Source organism: Rhodococcus sp. ACS1, from assembly GCF_002300155.1.
GTDB lineage: Bacteria > Actinomycetota > Actinomycetes > Mycobacteriales > Mycobacteriaceae > Rhodococcus_F > Rhodococcus_F koreensis.
Genome location: NZ_NSDZ01000008.1, coordinates 234,989 through 254,389 on the forward strand (window position 1 = coordinate 234,989; position 19,401 = coordinate 254,389).

A 19,401-nucleotide genomic window follows, 5' to 3' on the forward strand; every position below is an offset into this window, starting at 1 on the left:
AACCATGACCCAGACACAGGACCCCACAATCGGGCGCGAACTCGCTCAGGCGAAGTTCACCGACGAGATGCTCGACAACATGCGCGCACTGATCGGTACCGAACTGCGCACCGCAGCGGCGGTGAACAACGAGTACGCAACACGATTGGCCATCCTGCGCTTCTGCGAAGGCATCGGTGACGACAACCCGCTGTGGACCGACGAGGAGTATGCGTCGACCACAGCGCACAAGGGAATCATCGCTCCGCCGTCGTTCATCTTCGCCTGCCTGGGCTCGGTCCAGGTCGGATGGCCCGGCCTCGGCGGATTCCACTGCGAGACCACCATCAACTTCCACGAACCGATCCGTGTCGACGACAAGATCACCGCCAAGGTGGTCTTCGACGGCTTCGACGGTCCCACCGACGCGAGCAACTTCGCCGGCCGCCGCATCAAGGATTACCTGCGTCAGGAATACCGCAACCAGAACGACGAACTCGCTGCGACGTTCATCTGCTCACGGATGAGGTTCGAGCGCACCGAGATGCAGGCAAAACGTGAGTCCCGCAAGATCGAACTCCCACACCCCTGGACCGATGAGGAACTCGAGCAGATCGAGAACGACATCCTCGACGAGAAGCCGCGTGGCGCCGAACCACGCTACTGGGACGACGTCCAGGTCGGTGACGAGCTCGACGTCATCACGAAGGGCCCGATCGGACTGACCGACGAGATCGCGTTCATCGCCGCGGGCGCCGCACCGATCCCGCGTATCGCCGCCCACGGCGTCGCGCTGCGCCGCTACAAGAAGCACCCGAAGTGGGCGTTCCGTGACCCGTCGACCAGCGCACTCGAGCCCGTCTACTCCGTGCACTACAACGACTACGCCGCCCGTCTGCAGGGCGCCCAGGTGGCCTACGACGTCGGAATCCAGCGCACCTCCTGGCAGATCCACCACCTGACGAACTGGATGGGAGACGACGCCTTCCTGAAGTCGATCCATGGTCAGTACCGCTCCCACGTCTACCTGTCCGATGTCGTCCGACTCGGCGGCCGGGTCACCGACAAGCTCGTCGACGACGCCGGCGACCACGTCGTCCACGTCGAGACCTGGGCAACCAACCAGCGCGACCAGTCCGTGATGCCCGGCTCCGCCGTCATCCGCCTGCCGCACCGCGCGACCGATGCAAAGGGGAGCGCCCAGTGACCCCCGAGCCCACCATCACCGCCTGGGGCACATCGATCGCCCCCGTTGTCGTCGACGGCCGAGAATTCCGCATGTACTCGGAACGTCCACGCAATCTCGGATCACTGTTGCCCTTCGCGGACCGCTGGAGCGGACGTGCACACATCGTCCAGGGCGAGCGCGTGATGACCTTCGCCCAGTTCCATCAGGCAGTTCGGACACGCACTGCTGAACTGCGAGCACGCGGGGTCACCACCGGCGATCACGTGGTGATTCTCGGATGGAACAGCCCGGAATGGATCGTGAACTTCTGGGCGACCGTCTCCGCCGGCGGCGTCGCGGTTCTGGCCAACGCCTGGTGGAGCGAGAAGGAACTCGCCGACTCGCTGGACACGGTGGCCCCCGCATTGGTGATCGCCGACGACCGGGTCGTCGACCGGGTGCCCTCCCAATGGGAGTTGCTCCCCTGGGATCCGCAGTCCGGGACCGACTCGGAGACACCGCTGGAACCGTCCGTCGAGGACATCGACGAGAACGCCCCCGCGGCGATCATCTTCACCTCGGGAACCTCGGGCCGCCCCAAGGCCGCCGTCCTGTCCCACCGGTCGCTGCTTGCCGGCCTGCAGATGCTTCTGCACATCACCCGCAGGTTGCCGCATCAGGTCGACGAATCGACCGGCCAGCCCGCCCTGCACACTGGACCCATGTTCCATGTCGGCGGAGTGCAGACCCTCCTGCGGGCGATCTGCGTCGGGGACACGCTGGTGATGCCGGCAGGCCGATTCGATCCCGTCGAGGCGATGCGACTGATCGAGCAGTGGCGCGTCCAACGGTGGAGCGCGGTGCCGACCATGGTTTCCCGTGTACTCGAGCACCCGGACGTTCGGACCCGCAACCTGACCACCTTGAGGTCATTGACCGTCGGCGGCGCCCCGATGACCCCGGAGTTCGTCGAACGCATCCGCACCGGACTCTCCGGTGTGGAGCCGCGAATCCCCACCGGCTACGGGCTGACCGAGAACGGCGGCCAAGGCGTCGCGGCATCGGGAGCCGACACCGTCGAACGCCCCGGAACCACCGGGCGGGCTCTACCGTGCGTCGAAATCATGATCGCCCCGGCCGCCGAGTTCACGGACGGGGAAATCCTCCTGCGGAGCCCAACCCAGATGCTCGGGTATCTGGGAGAGAACGAAGCGCCGATCGACTCCGACGGCTGGCTGCACACCGGCGACCTCGGACGCCTGGACGACGACGGATACCTGTTCATCACCGGACGGTCGAAGGAGATGATCATCCGCGGCGGTGAGAACATCGCCCCCGCAGCAGTCGAAGCGGCTCTGACGGCTTTGCCGGACGTAGCAGACGCCGTCGTGTTCGGGATGCCCCACCCGGATCTGGGCGAGGAGGTCATGGCGGCGGTCGTTCTCACCCGCGACGTCGATCCGGACACCCTGGCAGGTCAGCTGCGTGGCCGGATCGCATCCTTCGCGATCCCGAGCCGCTTGGTCCCGCACCGCGAGCCCTTCCCGGTCAACCACGCAGGCAAGATCGACAAGAAGGCGGTCGTTGCCGCCGCACGACAGCTCCTCGAGGAGGTCCGATGACCGGCGTGGTTGCGGCCCACACCCAGGGACGGGTCGGCATCGTCGAAGTACAGCGAGGACCGCACAACTTCTTCGACGAGGCAAGTCTGTGCGACATCGGTGCGGCACTCGTGCACTTCGACTCCGTCGCCGACGTTCGTGCGATCGTCCTCTGCTCGCAGGGACGGAACTTTTGTGCGGGCGCTGATCTCCGGGGAGTGGACCAACACATCCTTCGCCGGGTCTACCGCGCAGCGGCGTCGCTGTTCACCACCCGAAAGCCCATCGTCGCGGCGGTCCAGGGCGCGGCGGTCGGAGGTGGGCTCGGTCTCGCGTTGGCCGCGGACTTCCGCGTCGCAGGTGCGGACGCCAGGCTGACGGCGAACTTCGCCAGACTCGGCTTCCATCATGGCTTCGGGCTGTCCGTCACCCTCCCCGCCGTCGTCGGCCAGCAGAAGGCGCTGGACCTGCTGTACACCGGCCGCAACGTCGGTGCGGACGAGGCGCTGGCGATCGGGCTGTGCGATCGAGTCAGCGCCGGTGATCCCCGCGAGGCCGCGATCGAGTGGGCAGCCGAGATCGCGGAGTCCTCACCGCTGTCCCTGGCAGCCATCAGGTCCACGATGCGACGCTCCCTCGCCGCCCAGGTAACGGCAGCCCTGGACGAGGAAGCCACCGCGCAGACAATGCTGCTGGCAACCACTGATCTACACGAGGGCATTGCGGCCTCGATCGCCAAGCGTCCCCCGGTATTCGTCGGCGCCTGAGATGAAAGGCTGCAGCGGCCGGATACCACGAATGAATGGGGTTAAATTGTGACCGTGAGCGATTCTTCGAGTGACCAGGTGGAGCGAGGTCCACAGAACCACCGGACGATCGACCGAGTGACGCGCATCCTCGAGGAGGTTGTCTACAACCCGGGGATGACCTTCGCGGAGCTGTCCCGCGCGCTGGACGCTCCGAAGAGCTCGGTACACGGTTTCATTCGTGGACTGGTCGCTGCCGGGTGGCTCCACCAGGACAATAACCGGTTCTACATCGGTCCGGCCCTGCACGGGCTGACGCTGGCAAGTGGACACCTTCGTGCCGGATCGGTCACCGACGCCGACCTTCAATCGCTGCACGAAGCGACCGGGGTGACCGTGTTTCTCGGTGTTCAAGCCGGCGACAACCTCATCTATGTCTCCGAATTCGGCGCGGATCTCCTCGCCGGGTTCGGCGCCCGCAAGAACATCCGCCGGCGGCTGCTCGAGACCGCCGGCGGCAAGGCGCTGCTGGCTGACCAACCAGCGAGCCAGATGGACTCCTATCTCCGTCGGTGTGGGAGCGACGAAGCGGCGCTCGTCGACACCTTCCTCAGCGAATACGACGAGATCAAACGCACCCGCGTCGCCCGGAACACCCTCCACGCCGGTACCCGATTCGCGCTGGCAACCGTGGTTCGGAACAAGGCCGGGAAACCTGTTGCCGAAGTGACCCTGGTCGGTGCGAGCGCCGACATGCTGCCACGCGAGCAGGAACTGAGGAAACTACTCCTCGACCACGTCGACGGATGGCAGCAGCGGATCGGTTCCCCGCGCTGAGCGCTGACGCCCAGAGCTCGGTAGTGGCACCGCTGTGCGCACATCACACTTGTGCGGTAGTGACTCGAGAAAGGGAAGCTGCGATGGAAGCGGCCTCTTCACCAGAATCGACACCCTTCGTGCTGCTCCACGGCGGTCGCCACGGCGGGTGGTGTTGGCGACGTGTCGCCGCGCTTCTCCGACAGCATGGACATGAGGTCTACACACCAACCCTGACCGGGCTCGGCGACCGATCCCATCTTCTGAGCCCGCAGATCGGCCTCGACACCCACATCCAGGATCTTGTCGCGACCTTCACCTACGAAGACATCCGGGACGCCGTGCTCGTCGGTCACAGCTACGGCGGCATGGTGGTCACCGGTGCGATGGAGGTCATCTCCGACCGTGTGAAGACCGTCGTCCTGCTCGACGCACTCGTGCCCCGCGCCGGGGAATCGGTCTTCGACCTGAACGGTGAATCGCGAGCCGCGGCGATGACCGCCCTGGCCGATCAGCACGGAGATTCCTGGTACATCCCCCCGGCCGACGCGAGTCGCTACGGAGTGACGGACCCGGACGACGTCGCGTGGGCAAACAGTCGAATGACCGCCCAGCCACTGAAGACCTATCAAGATCGGATCGGCGCCACCGACCGGCTCTGGCGCCACCCCGGGATGTTCGTCGAGTGCGTCCCTTCGTCACTCGAACCCCACCTGCTCGAGCGAGCCAGGCAGCGAAGCGCTACCGATCCGCGCTTCCACTACCGGGTACTGCAGACCTCGCACAACGCGATGGTCACCGACCCCAAGGCCGTGGTGGAGCTCCTGTTCGAGGCGCGTGACCTCGCTTACCTGAATTCACCGATTCGCTGACCTGATCGCTGCGAGTTTCGTTGGGCGGCATGGAACGGTGTGTGGGCATGGTAGAGCGTCCGACCTGTCGTGTCGGGTTGTTCCACTGACTCTTTCGTGTCGAGGCTGTGCAGGGATCGCGGGTGTTAGACGATGATCGGGTAGGAGCGCCCGAACGCGTTGTCGAACAGAGTTATCCATGCTGTTTCCCACGGCCAGTTCTGCGGGAGGTGCAGCGTCAACCGTCTCGCCGAGGAGGCGATGCGTGCGGGGACCGAGACGATGGTGCGCCGGAGGGTGCCGGTGGTCGCTTTCGTCAGCTTCGGGTCAGCCGTGAGGGTGCCGGCGGCACGGGTGAGGTTGAACGCCATCACCGCGCAGACCAGCCAGGCGGCGTTCGCCGAAAACGAGTTCGACGGCAGATGCGCGAGGGCGGAGTTCTTCAGGTCCGCGTGCACCTGCTCGATGACTGCGTGCTGGCGGTGGGTCTTGTCGGCGGCGACGGCGAAAGAGGTCGTCGGGGTCGGTGGTGGTGAAGAACGCCTGGAACCGCCAGACGTCGAACAACGTGCCCTGGCCCTGGACCTTGGGCGGGCGCAGGTCGGGGATGCGGCGCACCACCAGCCGACCCGGGTGTGATGGGACTTCTTCTGCGAGGCGAACGCGGTGAACGGGATCTCCGCGACCTCCGCCCGCGAGATCCAGGTGTCGGTGGCCTCGTCGTAGACGGCGTCGGTGTATTCGATCGGCGTCCAGGCGGACTTGTCGTCGCCGATGGATGCGATCGCACGTTTGATGGTGGAGGTCAGGCGCACGGTCACCGAGACGTCGGCGCCGGCCCGGAGCGCGGCCCCGATGGTGGGATGGCCGTAGAAGGCGGAGTCGCCGCGGACCACAACCTTCGGCGCGCCGTCCCCGCTGGTTCCTGCCGCGTGGGTGCGCAGCCGGTCGACGGTGGCCAGGGCGTCGGCGATCATGCGGGCGGCCCCGCGTGCGGAGCCGCAGGCTCCTCGGCGCAGGCGTTGACCGATGATCACCGGTGCACAGGTGTCGGTGGTGACCGTGGTGAGCAGGGGCGTTCAGCCCGCGGACGCCGGAGTAGCCGTAGCCGGAGCCTTGTTTGCCGTGGCCGTGGACTTTGATGATCGTATCGTCGATATCGACCAGGACTCGCCCGGTGTCGATGCCGGTGACCAGCGTGGTCTTCGCGGCGAGGTTGCCCAGGAATCGCGAGGCGACGGCGTCGAGTTGCCGGACGTGCCCGAAGGTGAACTGGCGGAGGAACGATCCCAGCGTCGATGGTGCGTAGGGGCGGTCGAATATCGTTCCCATTGCCCCGTGCCGCAGGATCGCCAGGTCGGCGATGCTGTCGGCGCCGGCGACCATCCCGCCGATCAGGGACCCGATCTTGCGGCCCGGGTTGCTGCCTTTGTCGGTCGGTACGCTCAGGTGCCGATCGGCGAGCGTGAGCAGGCCGCTGGCCTGCGCCAATGCCATCACCGGGACCAGTCCTGCGGTCGCCACCAAATTGGAGTCATCGAACCTCGACGCCGAGACGGGTCTGGTGTGAGATAGTTGCACCTACGAGATGCCCTTCGTCGTGGCCGAATTGTTTCTGTGAGAAGTTCAATTCTTTCACTACGACAGGGCATTTCGCCGTTACGACCCGCCTACGGACTCATCCGAATCGGTGTATCCAGGATAAGGCAAGGTTAAGGCACGTGGGCGGGCTCCAGGACGACACCTCCGGGCACGACCGGGCGCAAAGCGTCGTCCAAGTCGTATCGAATCGGAATTCCAGTCGGAATGTTCACTGCGCCGATGTCGTCGGCAGTCAAGCAGTCGAGATGCATGATCAGCGCACGCAGGGCGTTACCGTGGGAGACGACCAGTGCTGTTCGACCGCGCATCAGATCGGGGATGATCGCCGTCGCCCAGTAGGGAAGTAGCCGGTTCTGCACGTCCCGCAGTGATTCCGCGGAGGGGACATCGACGCCCAACGCGCGATAGCGGGGATCGTCGGCCTGCGAGAAGGCGCTGTCCGCTCGAATTTCTGGTGGCGCAATGTGATACGAGCGCCGCCACAGCCGGAAGGTGGCCTCGCCGGCCTCAGCGCGGACAGCGTCTCGGGTTCGCCCTTGAAGGTCGCCGTAGTGCCGCTCGTTGAGCCGCCAACTGCGATGGGCGGGGATCCAGTGACGTTCGGCAGCATTGAGTGCAACGTCGGCCGTCGCAACAGCACGCCGCAGCAGCGACGTGTGCACAACGTCCGGAAGCATGCCGGCTCGGCGGATCAGCTCACCCGATCGGCGGGCCTCGGCCCGCCCGACGTCGGTCAGCGGGACGTCGACCCACCCGGCGAAGCGATCGGCGGCGTTCCACGCGCTTTCCCCGTGCCGTAGCAGGATCAGGCGGCGCCGCCCACCCATGGTGCTGTGCTTCCCGGAATCAAGATTCATCGTCAGCTTTCCTTGTAGCGTGCTCATCGCCGTTGACGCCGGACTGCCTCCGGTCCCGATAGAGGGACCGGAGGCAGCCTGCTGTTTACGGATTCGTCACGAGACGGGAACGCCGTCTTCGCGGTCGAGGTCCAGTTGCTTCGTCTCGCCGATCACCAGGACGCACGTCAGACTCACAGCCGCCAGGGCGGCCATGACGAGACCGAAGGCGAATCCGCCCCAGGCCGCGATGATGGGCGTCGCAATGAGCGGGGGGATCGCCCCGCCGAGCATGCCGGCGAGACTGTAGCTCAGGCCGGTCGCGGTGTAGCGATAGCGAGTGTGGAACAGTTCGGAGAGGAAGGCCCCGAGGGGGCCGGTTGCGAGACCCGAGATGAACATCGTCACCGGAACGCCGATGGCGAAAGCGAACAACGACCGTGTCTCGAGGATCGGAAACAGCAACAGGGTCCAGACGATCGCCAGACACGCAGCCGTCATGATCATGCGGCGGCGCCCGATTCGATCGGACAGGACGGCGCCGAGGATGACCGCGACGGAGATTGCGAAACCGCCGGCGATCGCGATGCTGAGTACAAACGGACGAGGCAGTTCGAGCATTTTGGTGCCGTAGCTGATCAAGTAGGTGCCACCGATGTAGGTCAATGACAGCGTCATCGCTGCGGTGCCGGTTGCGAGCAGGACCTGCCACGGCTGACTCTTGAACGCATCCAGGAAGGGTGTGCGGGCAGTTCCGTGCTGCTCGACCTGCTTGGCGAACACCGGTGTCTCGTCGATACTGAGGCGAACCCAGAGCCCGACCACGATCAGGAAGATGCTCGCCAGGAACGGGATACGCCAACCCCACGCCGCGAACGTCTCGTCGCTCATCCCGATTGCCGCGGCGAAGAAGGTGGCGTTGGCGAGAATAATCGCCCCGCCACCGCCCAGTGACGGAAACATCGACCAGAATCCGCGTTTCGACTTGGGGGCATGCTCCGAGACGAAGAGCACCGCCCCACCCCATTCACCACCCGCTGCGAGGCCCTGCAGGATCCGCAGCACCACGATGAGAATCGGTGCGGCGACGCCGATCTGACCCGCGGTCGGCATCAGTCCGACGAGCAGAGTCGCCACGCCCATCAGCAGCATCGTGACGATCAGAGTCTTCTTCCGGCCCAGACGGTCACCGAAGTGACCGAACAGGATGCTCCCGAACGGTCGTGCCACGAAGGCCACGCCGAGTGTGGCGAAGGATGCCACAGTGCCTGCCACCGCACCCAACGCGGGGAAGAACACGGTCGGAAACACGAGCGCCGCGGCGACACCGTAAATGTTGTAGTCGTAGAACTCGATCACGGTACCGATGAAGCTCGCTGCCGCGACCTTCTTCATGCCCGGCGGATTGGCCTTACCCGTGGAGGATCCGGGTGTGGGGCTCGGTGGGTGGACCTTCTCCTGCGAGTGGGTCATTTGGATCTCCTTGCTGCCGACGAGTCACATCACCCAGGGAGGGGAGGGAGGCGCCGGAGGCTTCGTAGAGGAGTGGTGGGGGATTGACGGGGACGGGCCGGCCCTGAATATGGGTGGCATGTGTCAGTCGAGGTGGCCGTGCTCGCGCAGCACGTTCTCTGCGACCCGGAACGCTTCACCGGCTGCGGGGAGTCCGCAATAGACGGCCGCCTGCAGCAGCACTTCCTTGATTTCGGCGACCGTGCAGCCGTTGGTGAGCGCACCTTCGACATGGTGGGCGAGCTGAGCCGGCCGGTTGAGCGCCGTCAGCATGGCAATGTTGACGATGCTGCGTTGCTTGCGGTCGATCCCGTCCCGGGCCCACACGCGGCCGAAGCAGACCTCGATGGAGTAGTCGTGAATGACGTCGTTGAAGTCGTTGCGGGTCTCGTCCTTCTTCTCGACGTAGTCCGCACCCATGAGTTCGCTCATGATGCGACGTCCGGTCTCGTTGGTGTCCAATGGATCTCCTGATGTTTGTGAGCGAGGCGGCTGGTCAGCCTCGATCGAGGACTTCCTGTACTTCTTCTGCGGAGAGCTTGATCGTCACGTTCGCGCGCTCGTTCTGCAGCTGCATCGGCGACTGGGAGTCGCGATGGCCCCATCCTCGGGCGAGCGCCTCGGTAAAGTCGGCCTGCGCAACTTCCGCGCACGCCATGGGCACACCGAGCTGGTCGGCCAGCTCGAGGGCCAGGCGAAGGTCCTTGTTGGCGAGGGCCAACGCGAAGGACGGCGGGTCGTAGGCGGATTGAAGGTACCGATCGCCGATTCGGTCGAACGTTCGCGCGCGTCCGATGGCCCCTTGCCGCACTGCGTGCCAGAGTGCTGCCGGCTCGACTCCAGCCTTGACTCCCATCGTGAACACCTCGGCGATGGCACGCCGGATCGTGATGCTCGCGCAGTTGTGCACGAGCTTGGCCGTGTTGCCCGCACCGATCTCGCCGACATAGAGGATCTGGTCACCGATGGCATCGAGCACCTGCTTGTGCTGGTCGAATGCCGTCTGACTGCCGCCGATGTAGATGGCGAGCTTTCCTGTTCGCGCACCCTTGGGCCCACCGCTGACCGGCGCATCGAACAGTTCGACGCCGTGGTCGGCGCAGGTTGCGTGCACCTCCCTGACGACGGCGGGGGAATTCGTCGTCAGGTCGAACCAGGCGCTTCCGGTCCGCAGTGTGCTCAGCAGGCCGTCCTTGCCGAGGCCGACCTCTTGCATTTCCACCGGACCGGGCAGTGAGGTGAAAACTACGTCGACCTGCCGACCGAGCTCTGCGACATTGTCTGCCCAGCTTGCGCCTGCCTGCTCGAACGGTTGCCCGCTTTCCCGCTTGATGTCGTGCACGACGAGGTCGTATCCGGCGTCGAGGAGGTTGTGGGCCATGCCCGACCCCATGCCGCCGAGGCCGATGAACCCTACTTTCATCTGCGGACTTCCCTTCGATGATCCTATATACGAACAATGGTTCCTAAAAAGGAACGATCTGACCGTAGCTGTGGTGGGTGTCACTCGTCAACAGGCTCGTGGGACGGGTTGCGATCGAACTGCAGGTTCGGCATGTCACCGCGAGGCGACGGGGTCCATTAACCCGCGCGGCGCAACGGCCAGGGTTGTATGGCGCATGGATCCAAGCGGTGCGGCACACATTCTCGCGTGCAGTGCTAATGGGTGATGGGCGGGCATTGACAGCTGTGTTCGACTCCGCGTAGCGTGCGCAAGGACACACTCTCGATCAAAGGTTCGTATATGCGAACACGATGAGGTAGGGCCAAGCCCGAGTCGTATGCCATCTTCATATCTGCGTTCGCCGGGGTGTCCGAGTGCTGGCAGCCTTGTCCGCCCCGCGGCGTCACAACACATCACAGGAGTGATTTCGGTTGATCGTCAAGGATCAGATCTTCATCAACGGCAAGTGGGTCCCTTCAGCGGGCGCCGACGTCATTCCCGTGATCAGTGCGATCTCGGAGGAGACGATCGCGACCATTCCGGCAGGCACTGCGGAGGACGTCGATCTCGCCGCACGGGCAGCGGCGGACGCGTTTCCGGCCTGGTCCCAGACGTCGATCGACGAGCGCGCCGACATGCTGCACAAGATCGCGCGCGGCATGGAGGCGCGAGTCGACGAGATCACCAAGACCATCGTCAGTGAGCTCGGATATCCCGCCAAGATGGCGGAGGCCGCGCATGCACGTGCGGCGATCAAGGACTTCGAGATCGCCGCGGACAGCCTCCGCGACATCGTCTGGTCGGAGCAGGTCGGCGACACGACGGTGTGCCGTGCGGCCGCGGGTGTCGTCGGCGCCATCACGCCGTGGAACGGTCCGATGCGGATGGTGAGCCTGAAGGCCGGGGCGGCCCTTGCAGCCGGATGCACCGTGGTGCTGAAGGGGACGGAACTGGCTCCGCTGAGCTCGTTCCTGTTCGCGGAGATCGCCGAGGAGGCGGGGCTTCCCGACGGCGTGTTCAACCTGGTGTCGGGAACCGGTCCGGTGGTCGGTGAGGCGCTCGTGACGCATCCGCTGGTCGACATGGTGTCGCTGACGGGGTCGGTTCGCGCCGGCCGGCGTGTGATGGAGTTGGCGTCCCAGTCGGTCAAGAAGGTCTGCCTCGAACTCGGCGGCAAGTCGGCGAACATCATCCTCGAGGACGCCGACCTCGAGACTGCGGTCACCCGCGGAATCGAGGACTCCTTCCGTAATACGGGGCAGGCCTGCGGCGCACTCACGCGGATCCTCGTGCCGCGATCGCGTCTGGCGGAGGCCGAGCAGCTTGCGGTCCGTGCGGCGGAGAGCTTCGTTCTGGGCGATCCGTATGACCCCGGCACGACACTCGGTCCGGTTGCGAACGCGGCGCAGCGCCAGCGTGTCCGTGACTACATTCAGCTGGGAATCGACGAGGGCGCACGTCTGTTGACGGGCGGTCCCGAGGCACCCGAGGGCATCGAGCGTGGATTCTTCGTGCGCCCCACCGTCTTCTCCGGCGACAACTCTCTTCGAGTCGCCCGGGAGGAGATCTTCGGGCCCGTCGTTGTCATCATCCCCTTCGACAGCGAGGAAGAGGCCTTCCAGATCGCGAACGACTCCGTGTACGGGCTTGCCGGTGCGATCTGGGCCGGCGACGCTGATCGGGCGAAGAAGCTGGCGAGCAAGCTACGCGCCGGACGCATCCGCATCAACGGTTCGCCCGTGAACCTGAGGGCACCGCACGGCGGATTCAGACTGTCCGGAATCGGCCGCGAATCGGGCCGCTTCGGAGTCGAGGAGTACCTCGAGTACAAGTCCATCGGATAGCTGCCCCGGTCCGACAACGCCCAGGGGCAGCCGGTCTCGCAGCTCTCGATCCGGGTCGCTGGAGAAGCGACTATGACGTCATCACGACCATCCGGATCATGAGCACCTTAATCCTTCAACACCGCACGTCCAGCACTCCCGGTCGAAGGTGACTTGCCGAACTACGGTCGGCTGGCATCGAGGAGCTTCCCCGGTACAAGCTCATCGGATTGTCGGCAAAGGGGTCGAATTCATTGTTCGGCAATGGATACGTCCGCCGGTCGAGGCTTTTACCGCCGAGGTCGGGAGTCCAGGACGGGTGGAAAGGTGATCTACCTCGATGACCATTCCCGACGGATTCTCAGCATCCCGCTGGTGATTTTCGTGCTGAGGTCGGGCGACCGGACCGTGGTGGTGGACACCGGCGGTCCGGCGGACGAAGAACAGATCCGTCGCATGATCCCCTTCGGGTATGCGGTGAAGGAGGCGGATCCCATGGAGAACGCCCTGACCCGCCTGGGCGTGCGCGCCGACGATGTCGACCTCGTCATCAACCCCACCTGCACTGGGACCACTGCTCGAACAACAACGTATTCCGCAACGCCGAGATCCTGGTCCAACGCGACGAACTGGGCTATGCCGCGGCGCCGTGTGCGGAGCATCTGCGGGCCTATGGGATCACGGCAGGCTTCGTGCCGCCATTCGCTCGGCTCGCAGGGCGTCCGTGTCGACACCGGTGAGGGCACCTTCGTCATCACGGGTGACTGCGTGGGCACTTTCGGCAACTGGAACAACGGAGGCGCGGCCATGCCGCTGCCGTCCGGGCGGTTCACGGCCTTCCGTGCCTTTTACGCCAGCCTCGCCCACCTCGAGGGCACTGACTGGAAACCGCTGCCCAGCCACGACCACACGGTGGTCGAGAAAGGTACCTTCGGCTACTGACACCACGACGCCGAATTTCCGCCCGATGGCGTCGGTGTCGAAAGCCTGATCGGAGAGGGGTCTCAAAATCGGGCCCGGTGCGGAGGGTGGTCTGGTCTCCTACGGAGTGAACGCAGGACCCGTCTCGGTGCTGGGAAAGTGCCACCGGGACAGTCTGATTGCGGGTTGATCAATCACCGGAACCCAACCCACCGATCAAGGAGGGAGGATCATGAGCGCGATCGGTCTGCCTGAGACACGCAATCGGGACCTGTGCGACGTCCTTGCCGCAGAGCGCTGATCCATGCCCATCCGAAAGAAGCATGGCCGGTGCCCGGAACGACCAACCTCCCTGTGCTCAGCGGACACTGCAACGACACTTTTCGACAGGTAGACGACCTGGTCGGGTGGTCGCGATCTGGTTGCTCTCGAGGTGGAAGCGTTGCATGAGAGGATCTCCGGTAGGTTCGTCGTGTCGGGGAGCTGTACCTTCCCGAGTCCTGGGCCTCCGACCGGGACCGGTGCCTGCCCGGCGGGATCGGTGACGATGTGGAGTTCGTGACCAAACCCGTGCTGGCGCAGCGCATGATCGAACGCGCGCTCGATGCGCGAGTGCCGTTCGCCTGGTTCACCGCGGACGAGGCGAAGGTGAAGTATGTCCGGAGCAGCGGCACCGCGACTCGGCCGGCGTGCGGAACAACGGGTCTTCTCCCGAGCCCGCATCAACGGCTACCGCTGGGCACAACATCAGGCGGCGAGGGCCGGGCTCGAGTTCACAGCGCTCGACAACGCCTTCACCGCCGTCGACGACGCCAACGCGCTGCAAAGCGATCTGCGATCGGCTGAACGATCCACGGATCGATGCCCTGCTGCGCAAGTGGCTGGCGATTCTGCCGGAATCCGTTCACCGATGCCGACAGCGGCGCCGGCTACCGCTACGACCTGTCGGTGTTGCAGACGGAGTCCTCCCTGACTCATGACCTCGACGCGCCGGGCCCGTCACCACCGCCGCCGGCACCCACGTCCCAGGCTTGCGGTTCGCCGACCATCGTAGCTATGCCCTGCTCTCCGCGGTGCTGGTTTTTCGCTGCACCCGAACGGCTTCACCAACACGAACCTGCGCACCCTCACTGTCGAGCTGCGCGGACTGGACTCGGACACGTTGTCCGTCGGGCAGATGACCTACGACCTGCGCCGGCTGAAAACCCGCGACCTCATCGTCCGGATCGAGGGCACCCACCGCTACAGCAGCCACGGACTCGACACAGTGAATTCCTCACCTGGGTCCACGACCGGGCCCTGCGCGCCGGCTGACCGAGCTCGCCACCCCGACACCCCACTCCCGGCCGCCCGTGATCGGCCGCCATCTCCGTACCTCACCCGCCGTTGGTGCCCTCATCGGCACAGCGCAACTCGTGGCGCGAAACATCAAGCAAGCAAACACGATCCGAACACCGCAAAACTAGTCCCACAATCCGGCTACATCATCGGTAGCTACCTAAGTTTTGGGTGAGTCCGAGCGAACGACCGGCGAGAGGCATTGACAGGTTTGTCCGAATCCGCGTAGCGTGCGCAAGGTCACACTCTCGATCAAAGGTTCGTATATGCGAACACGATGAGGTAGGGCCAAGCCCGAGTCGTATGCCATCTTCATATCTGCGTTCGCCGGGGTGTCCGAGTGCTGGCAGCCTTGTCCGCCCCGCGGCGTCACAACACATCACAGGAGTGATTTCGGTTGATCGTCAAGGATCAGATCTTCATCAACGGCAAGTGGGTCCCTTCAGCGGGCGCCGACGTCATTCCCGTGATCAGTGCGATCTCGGAGGAGACGATCGCGACCATTCCGGCAGGCACTGCGGAGGACGTCGATCTCGCCGCACGGGCAGCGGCGGACGCGTTTCCGGCCTGGTCCCAGACGTCGATCGACGAGCGCGCCGACATGCTGCACAAGATCGCGCGCGGCATGGAGGCGCGAGTCGACGAGATCACCAAGACCATCGTCAGTGAGCTCGGATATCCCGCCAAGATGGCGGAGGCCGCGCATGCACGTGCGGCGATCAAGGACTTCGAGATCGCCGCGGACAGCCTCCGCGACATCGTCTGGTCGGAGCAGGTCGGCGACACGACGGTGTGCCGTGCGGCCGCGGGTGTCGTCGGCGCCATCACGCCGTGGAACGGTCCGATGCGGATGGTGAGCCTGAAGGCCGGGGCGGCCCTTGCAGCCGGATGCACCGTGGTGCTGAAGGGGACGGAACTGGCTCCGCTGAGCTCGTTCCTGTTCGCGGAGATCGCCGAGGAGGCGGGGCTTCCCGACGGCGTGTTCAACCTGGTGTCGGGAACCGGTCCGGTGGTCGGTGAGGCGCTCGTGACGCATCCGCTGGTCGACATGGTGTCGCTGACGGGGTCGGTTCGCGCCGGCCGGCGTGTGATGGAGTTGGCGTCCCAGTCGGTCAAGAAGGTCTGCCTCGAACTCGGCGGCAAGTCGGCGAACATCATCCTCGAGGACGCCGACCTCGAGACTGCGGTCACCCGCGGAATCGAGGACTCCTTCCGTAATACGGGGCAGGCCTGCGGCGCACTCACGCGGATCCTCGTGCCGCGATCGCGTCTGGCGGAGGCCGAGCAGCTTGCGGTCCGTGCGGCGGAGAGCTTCGTTCTGGGCGATCCGTATGACCCCGGCACGACACTCGGTCCGGTTGCGAACGCGGCGCAGCGCCAGCGTGTCCGTGACTACATTCAGCTGGGAATCGACGAGGGCGCACGTCTGTTGACGGGCGGTCCCGAGGCACCCGAGGGCATCGAGCGTGGATTCTTCGTGCGCCCCACCGTCTTCTCCGGCGACAACTCTCTTCGAGTCGCCCGGGAGGAGATCTTCGGGCCCGTCGTTGTCATCATCCCCTTCGACAGCGAGGAAGAGGCCTTCCAGATCGCGAACGACTCCGTGTACGGGCTTGCCGGTGCGATCTGGGCCGGCGACGCTGATCGGGCGAAGAAGCTGGCGAGCAAGCTACGCGCCGGACGCATCCGCATCAACGGTTCGCCCGTGAACCTGAGGGCACCGCACGGCGGATTCAGACTGTCCGGAATCGGCCGCGAATCGGGCCGCTTCGGAGTCGAGGAGTACCTCGAGTACAAGTCCATCGGATAGCAGTTGCGACAACAATGTCAACGCCATCCGGTCTCGTGCCCAGCGGTCGTTGCATACCCCCGAATCGATACGAGGAATGAACAATGATGTTTCGCCGACTGGCCATGGTGGCCATTCCTGCACTCGCGGTTGCATTGACGGCCTGCGGCGCTCAGTCCGGGCCACTGAAGGCCGACGAAGCTGGCGTGACGACCGTCCGAGTCACAAGCAGCCAGTCGTTCAACACGGCGCCCGCAGCACTCTTGACTCAAGGTGATTTCACGCAGGACGGCCTGAACTTCGAACAAGTGAACATCGCTGGATCGGGAAGCTCGAACCAGATCGCAGCAATCCTCTCCGGCGATGCCGACATCGCAATCGCAGGCTCCAACGCGTTCGTCGACGCCGTTATCGGCGGAGCGGATCTTCAGATCATCGCAGGTACCAGCGACATCATCCAGAGCCTGGTCGTCTCGAACAGCGCGATCGAGAGGTTCAACGTCGACGTCCATGCCGGCCCGGACGAGCGAGTGCAGGCACTTCGCGGAATGACGATCGGCGCAGGAGTGACGGGCTCGGCCGGCAATTCCGCGCTGCGCGTCGTGCTGACCCACGCAGGACTTGACCCCGACCGCGACGTCAAGCTCGTTCCCCTCGCAGACACCACGACTGCAGTAGGAGCAGGCCTCGAGCAGGGTACCTACGATGCGACGTGGGCTGCTGCCGGTTCTGGCGAGGTTGCCGTGGCGAGAGGTACTGCCACCACGCTCATCTCGGTGCCCGATGGTGAGGCGCCGGCGCTGGACGGCTACGTGTGCAATGTGGTTTTTGCCCCCACGCGCTTCATCGAGCAGAACCCCGAGCTCGTCGGCCGCATCCGCGAGGCGCTCGCCGAAACCACCCGGATGACGAAGCAAGAGCCGGAGAAGGCGGGGCAGATCCTCAAAAACTCGATCTACTCCGGTATGGATCAGCAGGTGTTCGACCTCGCATGGACTGAAGCCGTCAAGGCGTACTACGAGGGGAACCTGTTCACTCGAGAGGACTGGAACACCTTCGTCCGAATCTTCGATCCCCTCTCCGAACATGACTATTCCGAACTGGATTACGAGAAGATCGTCAACCCGGTGGCGCGCGGAGAGAACTGACCGAGCTTGAGTCAACGCCTACCCCGAGCTACACCCTTAGGAGACTGATCATGTCGAAGTTAGCCCACCATGCAAGACGAGCCGATGCGAAATCAGCTACCAGCCCCGCATCCGGGCCGATCTTTGAGGTACGGAACCTAGCGATAGGTTTCGACGAACGTGAAGACGTTCTCCACAATGTGACAATGCAGGTCGAACCTGGCGAGTTCGTCGTCCTGCTCGGACCGAGCGGATGCGGAAAGACCACCATCCTCAACCTCGCCGCCGGGCTGCTGAGCCCGCGCAGCGGATACGTTCGTTTCGACGGCGCCGAGATCAACGGTGTCAACACCAATGTCGGCTACATGACTCAGGACGACACCCTCCTGCCCTGGATGTCCGTCCAAGCGAATGTCGGTCTGCCTCTGCGCATGCGAGGTGTGAGCAAGTCCGAAACCAAGGCGCAGGTCGAGCACTACCTCTCGCTTCTGGATCTCACCGAAGCCGGAAGTCTGTTTCCGAGCCAGCTCAGTGGTGGCATGCGCCGCCGCGCGCTCCTCGCACGAAGCATGATCTACGATCCCCGCCTGCTCTTGATGGATGAGCCGTTCGCGGCCCTCGACGCCCAGCTTCGTCACCAGATGCATGTCGAGCTACGACGAACAGTGAAGAGACTGAACCAGACGGTCGTCTTCGTCACTCATGACATCGCCGAGGCAGCAAAGCTGGCCGACCGAGTGCTGATCGTCGGCGGAGGGCGACCCGGCCGCTTGGTCGCCGAGTTCCATGTTCCCTACGGTGACGACAGGGACCTCGAAACCATCGTCTACACAGACGAGTACGCCCGGTTCGAGCGCGAGTTGAATGAAGGGCTTCGTGGCGCGCGTGACCCGAACATGCCAGCCGTTTGAGCGTGACGAATCCATCGAGCATCAACCCTGACCAAGACAGGTGAAATTTATGTCCACTCAAGTTCTCAGCGCACCGGCGGGTCCGGCGTCCCCGTCGGTGAAGCGGCGCAGTACGGTCTCACACACTCGTAGGATGCATCGGGCGAAAATCGCCGTCGCACAGATCGCGATCATTGCCGTCCTGCTCACGACCTGGGAGCTCGTCTCCGGTCGGCTGATCAACGACATCATGATCAGTGCGCCATCGAATGTGTTCCCGCTCTTCTGGGAATGGCTCACCACCGGTGTCATCCTCGATGCCGCCCTCCAGACGTTCAGCAACGCCGCCCTCGGTATGGTGCTCGGTGGAACCGCTGGCATCGCGGTTGGAGTGGTCCTGGGTCAGTCACGGCTATTGGGCGACACCTTCGAACCATTCATCACTGCGCTGTACACCATGCCGAAGTTCGCCCTGATCCCGCTCTTCATCATGTGGGTCGGAATCGGGTCAGCACTGGGAGTCCTCACCGCGGCGGTCGTCGCGTTCTTTCTCATATTCTTCAACACTTTCTTCGGCATCCGTGAAGTAAAGCAATCGCTGATCAACTCGGTCCGCATCATGGGCGGATCGACCCTGGATGTCCTGTGGCGCGTCCGGCTTCCCTCGGCGCTGGTGTGGGTCTTCGCAGGACTCAAGCTCGCGGTGCCGCAGGCGATCGTCGGAGTCGTGGTCGCCGAGATGCTCGCCGGCGACCAGGGCCTGGGTCACCTCGTCGCACGTAACGCGTCGTCGTTCAACTCTGCGGGCACGTACGCGGCGCTGATCGCGCTCCTGCTTGCCGGATTCCTGATCGACAGAATCATGAGCGCGCTGACGAAGAAGCCGCTCGAATGGAAGAACTCCGGCAGCGCGATGTGATGCCGAGTCAGCCGCGAACGCAGCGGACCCGATATCCCT

17 protein-coding genes and 1 pseudogene are annotated in these 19,401 nt (G+C 64.5%); 13 read left to right on the forward strand and 5 right to left on the reverse strand.

Going from position 1 to position 19,401, the window contains the following annotated elements:
* Positions 1-4 precede the first annotated feature (4 nt).
* The 5 genes from CJ179_RS35425 to CJ179_RS35445 all read left to right on the forward strand — a co-directional run bounded on the left by CJ179_RS35425 (position 5) and on the right by CJ179_RS35445 (position 5,182).
* Positions 5-1,186: a MaoC family dehydratase N-terminal domain-containing protein gene (locus tag CJ179_RS35425; protein ID WP_095864489.1), complete on the forward strand. Its 1,182-nt coding sequence runs from the start codon at positions 5-7 to the stop codon at positions 1,184-1,186.
* Positions 1,183-2,769, forward strand: a complete 1,587-nt coding sequence (locus CJ179_RS35430) for a class I adenylate-forming enzyme family protein (protein ID WP_095864490.1) — start codon at positions 1,183-1,185, stop codon at positions 2,767-2,769. The genes CJ179_RS35425 and CJ179_RS35430 overlap by 4 nt, the downstream gene beginning before the upstream one ends.
* Positions 2,766-3,515 carry an enoyl-CoA hydratase/isomerase family protein gene (locus CJ179_RS35435; RefSeq protein ID WP_095864491.1) on the forward strand — a complete coding sequence of 250 codons (750 nt, stop codon included), beginning with the start codon at positions 2,766-2,768 and terminating at the stop codon, positions 3,513-3,515. Before CJ179_RS35430 ends, CJ179_RS35435 begins: the two co-directional genes overlap by 4 nt.
* Positions 3,516-3,632: 117 nt before the next feature.
* Positions 3,633-4,331 carry an IclR family transcriptional regulator gene (locus CJ179_RS35440; protein WP_257015940.1) on the forward strand — a complete coding sequence of 233 codons (699 nt, stop codon included), beginning with the start codon at positions 3,633-3,635 and terminating at the stop codon, positions 4,329-4,331.
* An 83-nt stretch (positions 4,332-4,414) separates the two neighbouring features.
* The gene (locus tag CJ179_RS35445; protein ID WP_095864493.1) at positions 4,415-5,182 is read left to right on the forward strand and encodes an alpha/beta fold hydrolase; all 768 of its coding nucleotides are present in this window, start codon (positions 4,415-4,417) and stop codon (positions 5,180-5,182) included.
* A 125-nt stretch (positions 5,183-5,307) separates the two neighbouring features.
* On the opposite strand, the gene CJ179_RS35450 is transcribed toward CJ179_RS35445, so the two are convergent.
* Positions 5,308-6,198 (reverse strand): IS1380 family transposase, encoded by an 891-nt coding sequence (locus CJ179_RS35450; protein WP_179377761.1) that lies wholly within the window; start codon positions 6,196-6,198, stop codon positions 5,308-5,310.
* Between CJ179_RS35450 and CJ179_RS50860 the strand changes: the two genes are divergently transcribed.
* Positions 6,191-6,736 carry a hypothetical protein gene (locus CJ179_RS50860; RefSeq protein WP_143548958.1) on the forward strand — a complete coding sequence of 182 codons (546 nt, stop codon included), beginning with the start codon at positions 6,191-6,193 and terminating at the stop codon, positions 6,734-6,736. The two genes, CJ179_RS35450 and CJ179_RS50860, sit on opposite strands and share 8 nt — an antisense overlap.
* A 137-nt stretch (positions 6,737-6,873) precedes the next feature.
* Here CJ179_RS50860 and CJ179_RS35460 read toward each other — a convergent pair whose 3' ends face one another.
* The 4 genes from CJ179_RS35460 to CJ179_RS35475 all read right to left on the reverse strand — a co-directional run bounded on the left by CJ179_RS35460 (position 6,874) and on the right by CJ179_RS35475 (position 10,534).
* Positions 6,874-7,590 carry a 2,3-bisphosphoglycerate-dependent phosphoglycerate mutase gene (locus CJ179_RS35460; protein WP_095864810.1) on the reverse strand — a complete coding sequence of 239 codons (717 nt, stop codon included), beginning with the start codon at positions 7,588-7,590 and terminating at the stop codon, positions 6,874-6,876.
* A gap of 126 nt (positions 7,591-7,716) precedes the next feature.
* Entirely contained in the window at positions 7,717-9,072 is a 1,356-nt protein-coding gene (locus CJ179_RS35465) for an MFS transporter (protein ID WP_095864496.1), read from the reverse strand.
* A gap of 123 nt (positions 9,073-9,195) precedes the next feature.
* Positions 9,196-9,573, reverse strand: coding sequence for a carboxymuconolactone decarboxylase family protein (locus CJ179_RS35470; protein WP_095864497.1), 378 nt, complete (start codon positions 9,571-9,573; stop codon positions 9,196-9,198).
* Between the two features lie 34 nt (positions 9,574-9,607).
* Positions 9,608-10,534, reverse strand: a complete 927-nt coding sequence (locus CJ179_RS35475; protein WP_095864498.1) for an NAD(P)-dependent oxidoreductase — start codon at positions 10,532-10,534, stop codon at positions 9,608-9,610.
* A gap of 452 nt (positions 10,535-10,986) precedes the next feature.
* On the opposite strand from CJ179_RS35475, the gene CJ179_RS35480 reads away from it, so the two are divergent.
* From CJ179_RS35480 to CJ179_RS35515, 7 genes and pseudogenes are all read left to right on the forward strand, one after another.
* A complete protein-coding gene (locus tag CJ179_RS35480) occupies positions 10,987-12,399 on the forward strand; it encodes an aldehyde dehydrogenase family protein (RefSeq protein ID WP_095864499.1) in 1,413 nt (470 codons plus the stop codon).
* 243 nt (positions 12,400-12,642) lie between these two features.
* Positions 12,643-13,320 (forward strand): hypothetical protein, encoded by a 678-nt coding sequence (locus CJ179_RS35485; RefSeq protein ID WP_143548959.1) that lies wholly within the window; start codon positions 12,643-12,645, stop codon positions 13,318-13,320.
* Positions 13,321-13,779: 459 nt separating this feature from the next.
* Positions 13,780-13,962: pseudogene (locus tag CJ179_RS35490) on the forward strand (transposase); the annotation flags it as partial.
* Positions 13,963-15,034: 1,072 nt separating this feature from the next.
* Positions 15,035-16,447, forward strand: a complete 1,413-nt coding sequence (locus CJ179_RS35500) for an aldehyde dehydrogenase family protein (protein ID WP_095864499.1) — start codon at positions 15,035-15,037, stop codon at positions 16,445-16,447.
* A gap of 83 nt (positions 16,448-16,530) precedes the next feature.
* Positions 16,531-17,574 carry an ABC transporter substrate-binding protein gene (locus CJ179_RS35505; RefSeq protein ID WP_095864501.1) on the forward strand — a complete coding sequence of 348 codons (1,044 nt, stop codon included), beginning with the start codon at positions 16,531-16,533 and terminating at the stop codon, positions 17,572-17,574.
* Between the two features lie 50 nt (positions 17,575-17,624).
* Complete coding sequence (locus CJ179_RS35510) at positions 17,625-18,464, forward strand: ABC transporter ATP-binding protein (RefSeq protein ID WP_095864502.1); 840 nt, start codon at positions 17,625-17,627, stop codon at positions 18,462-18,464.
* Between the two features lie 133 nt (positions 18,465-18,597).
* Positions 18,598-19,362: an ABC transporter permease gene (locus CJ179_RS35515; RefSeq protein ID WP_257015942.1), complete on the forward strand. Its 765-nt coding sequence runs from the start codon at positions 18,598-18,600 to the stop codon at positions 19,360-19,362.
* Positions 19,363-19,401 lie beyond the last annotated feature (39 nt).